Below are 640 nucleotides of genomic sequence, written 5' to 3'. Positions count from 1 at the left end.
GAGGAGCTTGAGCAACTTAAAGTTAACTTCAGTGAAATTAAACGTCTAGAAAAGAAGCTATTAGCGTTAGAGAATAAAAACTCATAACAAACTGTTCAAGAGTGATTCGCAACGCGTGGCATTTTTACCATGCGTTGCGTTTAGTGTTTAAGGTGGTATGCGGAAGCGACGGTATTGCGTTGCTCACACCTTAACAGGGCGTTATGTTCTAGGAGGAAATTCATGATTAGGGAAATCACAAAAGCCGATTTTGAGTCGTTTTGGCCAACATTTTTTGCGGTAATCCAGGCACAAGAAACTTATGCCTTTGACCCAAATATGACGCTAGAACAAGCCTTCGCTTTATGGTGTAAATCTCCCCTGAAAGCTTTTGCTTTCGTAGAAAATGACGTTGTACTGGGCTCTTACTACATCAAGCCAAATGCAATGGGGCCAAGTAGCCATATATGTAATTGTGGATACATGGTTTCTAGCGAAGCTAGAGGTAAGGGCATTGCACGTATTATGTGTGAACATTCTCAGGAAACAGCTCTAAGACTTGGCTTTGATGCGATGCAATTTAACAGCGTGGTCTCTACCAATGAAGTTGCGGTGAAGCTTTGGGAGAAGCTAGGGTTTCAAATCATAGGTACAATTCCCA

At 41.9% G+C, this 640-nt stretch carries 1 protein-coding gene; it reads left to right on the top strand.

All coding sequences use genetic code 11. The annotated features are described in order from the left end of the window. Positions 1-222: 222 nt before the first annotated feature. On the top strand, positions 223-640 hold a 418-nt coding region (locus R7Z50_RS28405), incomplete at its 3' end, for a GNAT family N-acetyltransferase (RefSeq protein ID WP_318149870.1).

The sequence above is a fragment of the Vibrio sp. 1249-1 genome (assembly GCF_033340495.1).
The sequence above is the reverse complement of the archived record's forward strand: the minus strand, read 5'-3'. Positions and strand labels throughout refer to the sequence as shown.